Below are 7,157 nucleotides of genomic sequence, written 5' to 3' on the forward strand. Positions count from 1 at the left end.
AGGATAACCTTGGTGTCCTGCTATTTGAGCGCCATGCGCGGGGCGTTCGGCTAACAGACGCAGGCAGGCACTTCATGGAGCGTGTCACGGCGGGTGTCGATCAACTCGATCACGCAGTGAAGACCGCAGGCATGACAGCTCAAGGAGAATACGGCCGGCTTCGCATCGGCATCCATGCCTTAATCCCACGCAGCTTTCTCACGGAGCTGATCCGTCATTATCGGGAAGAACATACGGGCATTGAGGTTGAGATCACCGAAGGCACAGCCCGCGATGCGGTGATGCAGCTTCGTGCTGACCAGCTCGACGTGGTGTTCGTCGCGGGCAAGCCCGAGATGCCCGACTGCCATACCCGACCGATCTGGACCGAACCGCTGGTGGCCGTGCTATCGGATGGGCATCGCCTCGCCGGGCAGTCCGCAATCACTTGGTCCGATCTGGTCGGCGAGACTTTCATTGTTCGCTATGGTGGCACCGGCCCGCAGGTCCATGACCATATCGTGCTGCGCCTTGCCGGGCGTTGGCCCGCACCGTCGATCCGGCGCTTTGATGTGGGGCGCGACACGCTGCTATCTATGGTCGGACAAGGCTTCGGCATCACTATCGTCGGCGAGGCAACGTCATTGTTGCCGACGACCGGCATCGTCTTCCTGCCCTTCCTCGATGAACCGGAGCCGGTTGCCTTTACAGCCGTCTGGTCGCCGTTCAATCGCAACTCCGCACTGAAAAATCTACTCAACCTCGCAGGCAAAATGAAGCGTGACGGCGATTCGCCCAATCGTTTCCTGGATGGCACTCGACCGGCACGATAACGGCACAGGCGATCCATCCTATTTGCCGCCGATAGTATCCGGCAGCCCTCCGGCATCCTCTTTCCTGTTGCCCGTCCCGATTTTGCCTACTCTCTGATCGGCTCCGTCTCTTTTGCCGACTGGAGCCTGCATTGCGCGGAGGCCGAATCCTTTGGGGTCAGATCGCCGTAGTCATCACCATCGTTCTGGTGATGACGTGGGCGGCGACGCAATGGGTTGCCTTTCGCCTCGGCTTCCAGCCCCAGCTTGGAGCGCCATGGTTCGATCTGGCGGGCCTGCCGGTCTATTATCCGCCGGCCTTCTTCTGGTGGTGGTTTTCCTTCGACGCCTACGCGCCCGCTATCTTCGTCGAGGGCGGCATCATCGCGGTATCGGGCGGCTTCATCGCCATCGCCGCCGCCATCCTCATGTCGATCATTCGAGCGCGGGAAGCCCGCAACATCGCCACCTACGGATCGGCGCGATGGGCGGAAGACAAGGAAATCCGTGCGGCCGGATTGCTCGGCCCCGATGGCGTAGTGCTCGGCCGGCATACGCAAGACTATCTGCGCCATGACGGTCCCGAGCATGTCTTATGCTTCGCGCCGACCCGCAGCGGTAAGGGCGTCGGGCTGGTGGTGCCGACGCTGCTGACATGGCCGGGAAGCTGCATCGTCCACGACATCAAGGGCGAGAACTGGACGCTGACGGCCGGCTTTCGCGCGAAGCACGGCCGCGTCCTGCTGTTCGATCCCACGAACGCCAGATCGTCGGCCTACAATCCGTTGCTGGAGGTGCGGCAGGGGGAGTGGGAAGTCCGCGACGTGCAGAACATCGCGGATATTCTGGTCGATCCCGAAGGCAGCCTCGACAAGCGTAATCATTGGGAAAAGACCAGCCATAGCCTGCTGGTCGGCGCGATCCTGCATGTTCTCTATGCGGAGAAGGACAAGACGCTGGCGGGCGTCGCCAATTTCCTGTCCGATCCCCGCCGCCCGGTCGAGGCGACCTTGCGCGCCATGATGGACACGCCGCATCTCGGCGAGGCTGGCGTTCATCCCGTCATCGCGTCGTCGGCGCGCGAGCTGTTGAACAAGAGCGAGAACGAACGAAGCGGGGTGCTCTCCACCGATATGTCGGTCCCAAAGGCGAGCTCAGAGACCATGGAAAGCATGTTCTCGGACTTACGTAGCAACTCGTTTCTTTTCGCAGGTTGAGCCACAGAGGTGGATCAGGAAATTTGAACAACACTTATAAGTGATATTTTGCTCCCCAAATGATGTTATAAACATCAATATATGGAGTATTTTATGACACGTAGACCAAGAAGAAATCATTCAAATGACTTTAAAGCTAAGGTAGCACTTGCTGCGATTAAAGCAGAAAAAACACTTGCTGAATTGAGTGCTGAATTTGATGTTCATCAAAACCAAATTATTGACTGGAAAAATCAACTGATTTCAGCTTCCTCGCAAGCTTTCGATCAATCAAAAGCTCCAACAGAACCACCCATCGATCTAAAAAAACTACATGCAAAAATCGGTGAGCAGGCATTAGAAATTGATTTTTTAGAAGGTGTGTTGAAGAAACTGGGTCGCTTCAACCACAAAAGTTAATCGATGACTCACTTCAGATTTCAGTATCTAAGCAAGCTAAGCTGCTGAAAGTCTCCCGTGGTTGTTATTACTATCGCCCAAAACCTGTGAGTGAATCAGATCTGAAGCTGATGCGCTGTATGGATGAGTTACATATGCAATACCCTTTTGCAGGTAGCCGTATGATGCGTGATTTATTGAATCGTCAAGGACATCATATAGGACGACGTCATACACGTACTTTAATGAAGAAAATGGGCATTAATGCGTTATATCGTAAACCAAATCTAAGTCAGGCCAATCAAGCTCACCGTAAATATCCATATCTGCTCAAAGGATTGGCTATTCAGCGCAGTAATCAAGTGTGGTCTACGGATATAACGTATATCCCTATGGCAAAAGGCTTTGTTTATTTATGTGCTGTGATTGATTGGCATAGCCGCAAGGTACTTGCGCATAGAGTATCGATTAGTATGGAGGTTACATTTTGCATAGAAACATTAAATGAAGCTATTGAAAAATATGGCCGACCTGAAGTCTTTAATACAGACCAAGGCAGTCAGTTTACCAGTGATGCATTTATTGATGTATTGAAATCAAATGGCATTCAAATCAGTATGGATGGTAAAGGTCGATGGGTTGATAATGTGATGGTTGAACGATTATGGCGGAGCGTTAAATATGAAGAGGTGTATCTCAAAGCCTACAGCAATGTTTTGGATGCGAAGAAGCAATTAAACGCATATTTTGAATTTTATAATTTGAAACGACCTCATTCGAGTCTGGACAAAATGACTCCAGATGAGTTTTACTATGACCAGCTACCACAACAAAATAAGGTAGCTTAACTAGAGCAGAGTATCACTTATAAATAAGCTTTTAGTTGTTCAAACAAGTGGGACCACCTCTCACCTCCGCGCTTCATCAGAAAACTGAAGGAACCTCCATTGAATCGAACTAATATTTTTTTTGGTGAATCGCATTCTGACTGGTTGCCTGTCAGAGGCGGAGAATCTGGTGATTTTGTTTTTCGACGTGGTGACGGGCATGCCTTCGCGAAAATCGCACCTGCTTCCCGCCGCGGTGAGCTCGCTGGAGAGCGTGACCGCCTCATTTGGCTCAAAGGTCGAGGTGTGGCTTGCCCCGAGGTGATCAACTGGCAGGAGGAACAGGAGGGTGCATGCTTGGTGATAACGGCAATTCCGGGAGTACCGGCGGCTGATCTGTCTGGAGCGGATTTGCTCAAAGCGTGGCCGTCAATGGGGCAGCAACTTGGCGCTGTTCACAGCCTATCGGTTGATCAATGTCCGTTTGAGCGCAGGCTGTCGCGAATGTTCGGACGCGCCGTTGATGTGGTGTCCCGCAATGCCGTCAATCCCGACTTCTTACCGGACGAGGACAAGAGTACGCCGCAGCTCGATCTTTTGGCTCGTGTCGAACGAGAGCTACCGGTGCGGCTCGACCAAGAGCGCACCGATATGGTTGTTTGCCATGGTGATCCCTGCATGCCGAACTTCATGGTGGACCCTAAAACTCTTCAATGCACGGGTCTGATCGACCTTGGGCGGCTCGGAACAGCAGATCGCTATGCCGATTTGGCACTCATGATTGCTAACGCCGAAGAGAACTGGGCAGCGCCAGATGAAGCAGAGCGCGCCTTCGCTGTCCTATTCAATGTATTGGGGATCGAAGCCCCCGACCGCGAACGCCTTGCCTTCTATCTGCGATTGGACCCTCTGACTTGGGGTTGATGTTCATGCCGCCTGTTTTTCCTGCTCATTGGCACGTTTCGCAACCTGTTCTCATTGCGGACACCTTTTCCAGCCTCGTTTGGAAAGTTTCATTGCCAGACGGGACTCCTGCAATCGTCAAGGGATTGAAACCTATAGAAGACATTGCTGATGAACTGCGCGGGGCCGACTATCTGGTATGGCGCAATGGGAGGGGAGCAGTCCGGTTGCTCGGTCGTGAGAACAATCTGATGTTGCTCGAATATGCCGGGGAGCGAATGCTCTCTCACATCGTTGCCGAGCACGGCGACTACCAGGCGACCGAAATTGCAGCGGAACTAATGGCGAAGCTGTATGCCGCATCTGAGGAACCCCTGCCTTCTGCCCTTCTCCCGATCCGGGATCGCTTTGCAGCTTTGTTTCAGCGGGCGCGCGATGATCAAAACGCAGGTTGTCAAACTGACTACGTCCACGCGGCGATTATAGCCGATCAAATGATGAGCAATGCCTCGGAACTGCGTGGGCTACATGGCGATCTGCATCATGAAAACATCATGTTCTCCAGTCGCGGCTGGCTGGTGATAGATCCCGTCGGTCTGGTCGGTGAAGTGGGCTTTGGCGCCGCCAATATGTTCTACGATCCGGCTGACAGAGACGACCTTTGTCTCGATCCTAGACGCATTGCACAGATGGCGGACGCATTCTCTCGTGCGCTGGACGTCGATCCGCGTCGCCTGCTCGACCAGGCGTACGCTTATGGGTGCCTTTCCGCAGCTTGGAACGCGGATGGAGAAGAGGAGCAACGCGATCTAGCTATCGCGGCCGCGATCAAGCAGGTGCGACAGACGTCATACTAGATATCAAGCGACTTCTCCTATCCCCTGGGAACACATCAATCTTACCGGAGAATATCGTTGGCCAAAGCCTTAGCGTAGGATTTCGCCCTCTCCCGCAAACGACCCCAATTTGATAAAGAACATTGTATGAAATAAAAAAGAGAAAATCATAAATATTTGAAAAATAATAATAAATAAAATTGGCATGCAAGTTGCAATAATCTTATGGAGAATATGAGGATTTTGGTATGCAGCAACTCAATGTAGAACAGCCTCCTTGCTTTATTCATGTTACAGGGACTCAGCGTGACAAATATATCGAATTTGAATTTTCGATAGGTGATCCAGAGTTAGCTGTAGAAATGATTATGCCAGTCAAGGCTTTTGAAGAATTCTGCGCACACCATCAAGTACAGCACCTAAGTACGGATGATTTTGCAAAGATTGAATATGACCGCATGAAGTGGCGATTTGGACAGGCCGGTATTAGAGAATAAAAACTCTAGTCTTTATTAAAAAATCAGGAAGATTTATATGCAAATTGATATTAAAACATCTTCAGTTAAGCCTTTAAGAAATACTTATGCTTATATTGAAAAAAGATTTGGTGATAAACCAGCTTCACGTTATCAAGAAGCGACCTACGATATTCAGGAAGAAATTAATTTTCATTACAAACCTTTATGGCAGCCTGAATTTGATCTTTACGATAAGGGCCGTACTGTAATCCAAATGAAAGATTGGTACGTGCTTAAAGATCCTCGTCAATTTTATTATGGGGCTTATACCCAAACTCGAGCTAAACAACAAGAGATTTTAGAAAGTAATTTTACGCTTGTTGAAAAACACGATTTATTAAGAAATATTTCTGAAGAAATTCTAAACAAAGTAACGAAATTACTACTCCCACTTTATTGTAAACAAGACATTTTTATCTTTTATATTCAATGGCTTATTTTCCTGCTAATTGGTAATACCATGAAAAATACCATGCTCAGAAAAGGCTTAACAATATTTTGAAAAATTGCCTACTGAGCGCTGCCGCACAGCTCCATAGGCCGCTTTCCTGGCTTTGCTTCCAGATGTATGCTCTTCTGCTCCTGCAGCTAATGGATCACCGCAAACAGGTTACTCGCCTGGGGATTCCCTTTCGACCCGAGCATCCGTATGAGACTCATGCTCGATTATTATTATTATACTCTGTACACGACAAATTTCACAGAACCCTTATCCTATCAGGATTCTGCTTTCTTAAAATTGCCAAAATTTCCTTAAACTCTTCTTTTTTCCCAAAACCAATTAAACGCTGAATCGCCATTTGAACATAGTCTAAACCATAGCGAAATAAACTCATTGAGAGTCGTCCATGCTTCTTTATTTTTATCGCTTTTTTTTGATTATGTTGCCATTCACCCGTTAAGTAACACCAACAGAAGCTTATAGCTAACACCGCAATCAATTTTTTCACTCGTCTAGGGTCTGTCAAGCGCGTATTTTCAAGATTAAACCCGCGTCCTTTGAGACAACTGAATAAGGTTTCAATTTCCCAGCGTAATGCATAATCCTGAATAGCATTGGCATTAAACTGAGGAGAAACGACGAGTAAAAGCTCTCCATTTTCTAACTGTAGTGCACTTATATATAGTTTCACCCGACCAACCAAAATCCGTCGTTTACGACATTCAATTTGACCAACTTTAAGATGGCGAAATAAATCACTAATTTTATGATTCTTTCCTAAATGATTGGTGACAATGAAGTTTTTTTAACACGAATGCAGAAGTTGATGTCTTGTTCAATTAACCATGTAAACCACTGCTCACCGATAAACTCTCTGTCTGCGAACACATTCACAATACGGTCTTTACCAAAAATGGCTATAAAGCGTTGAATCAAAGCAATACGCTCTTTCGTATCTGAATTTCCACGTTTATTAAGCAATGTCCAAAGGATAGGTATCGCTATTCCACGATAAACGATTGCGAGCATCAGGATATTAATATTTCGTTTTCCCCATTTCCAATTGGTTCTATCTAAAGTCAGTTGCACTTGGTCGAATGAAAACATATTGAAAATCAACTGAGAAATTTGACGATAATCAAAATACTGACCTGCAAAGAAGCGCTGCATACGTCGATAAAATGATTGTGGTAAACACTTGATGGGCAAGGCTTTAGATGCAGAAGAAAGATTACATGTTTGCTT

7 protein-coding genes and 1 pseudogene are annotated in these 7,157 nt (G+C 48.4%); 7 read left to right on the forward strand and 1 reads right to left on the reverse strand.

The window, feature by feature from the left end:
* The 7 genes and pseudogenes from FTT88_RS16440 to FTT88_RS16470 all read left to right on the forward strand — a co-directional run.
* The coding region (locus FTT88_RS16440) for a LysR family substrate-binding domain-containing protein (RefSeq protein ID WP_159139002.1) at positions 1 to 812 on the forward strand (812 nt) is incomplete at its 5' end.
* A 131-nt stretch (positions 813 to 943) separates the two neighbouring features.
* A pseudogene (locus FTT88_RS16445) lies at positions 944 to 1,930 on the forward strand (type IV secretory system conjugative DNA transfer family protein); the annotation flags it as partial.
* A gap of 171 nt (positions 1,931 to 2,101) precedes the next feature.
* A protein-coding gene (locus FTT88_RS16450) for an IS3 family transposase (RefSeq protein WP_223672967.1) occupies positions 2,102 to 3,234 on the forward strand; the annotation gives its coding sequence in 2 pieces (ribosomal slippage) (positions 2,102 to 2,354 and positions 2,354 to 3,234; 1,134 coding nt in all).
* A gap of 99 nt (positions 3,235 to 3,333) precedes the next feature.
* On the forward strand, positions 3,334 to 4,137 hold the full coding sequence (gene aph(3'')-Ib / locus FTT88_RS16455) for an aminoglycoside O-phosphotransferase APH(3'')-Ib (RefSeq protein ID WP_001082319.1): 804 nt from the start codon (positions 3,334 to 3,336) through the stop codon (positions 4,135 to 4,137).
* Complete coding sequence (locus tag FTT88_RS16460; protein ID WP_000480968.1) at positions 4,137 to 4,973, forward strand: aminoglycoside O-phosphotransferase APH(6)-Id; 837 nt, start codon at positions 4,137 to 4,139, stop codon at positions 4,971 to 4,973. The genes aph(3'')-Ib and FTT88_RS16460 overlap by 1 nt, the downstream gene beginning before the upstream one ends.
* A gap of 227 nt (positions 4,974 to 5,200) precedes the next feature.
* A complete protein-coding gene (locus FTT88_RS16465; protein WP_006581702.1) occupies positions 5,201 to 5,449 on the forward strand; it encodes a phenol hydroxylase subunit in 249 nt (82 codons plus the stop codon).
* A gap of 37 nt (positions 5,450 to 5,486) precedes the next feature.
* Entirely contained in the window at positions 5,487 to 5,972 is a 486-nt protein-coding gene (locus tag FTT88_RS16470; RefSeq protein ID WP_006581703.1) for a hypothetical protein, read from the forward strand.
* A 196-nt stretch (positions 5,973 to 6,168) separates the two neighbouring features.
* Here FTT88_RS16470 and FTT88_RS16475 read toward each other — a convergent pair.
* A protein-coding gene (locus tag FTT88_RS16475; RefSeq protein ID WP_179994544.1) for an IS4-like element ISAba1 family transposase occupies positions 6,169 to 7,157 on the reverse strand; the annotation gives its coding sequence in 2 pieces (ribosomal slippage) (positions 6,169 to 6,719 and positions 6,719 to 7,157; 990 coding nt annotated over the 2 pieces). This gene is flagged as partial in the annotation.

This window comes from Acinetobacter sp. YH01024 (assembly GCF_013420195.1).
Taxonomy (GTDB): domain Bacteria; phylum Pseudomonadota; class Gammaproteobacteria; order Pseudomonadales; family Moraxellaceae; genus Acinetobacter; species Acinetobacter amyesii.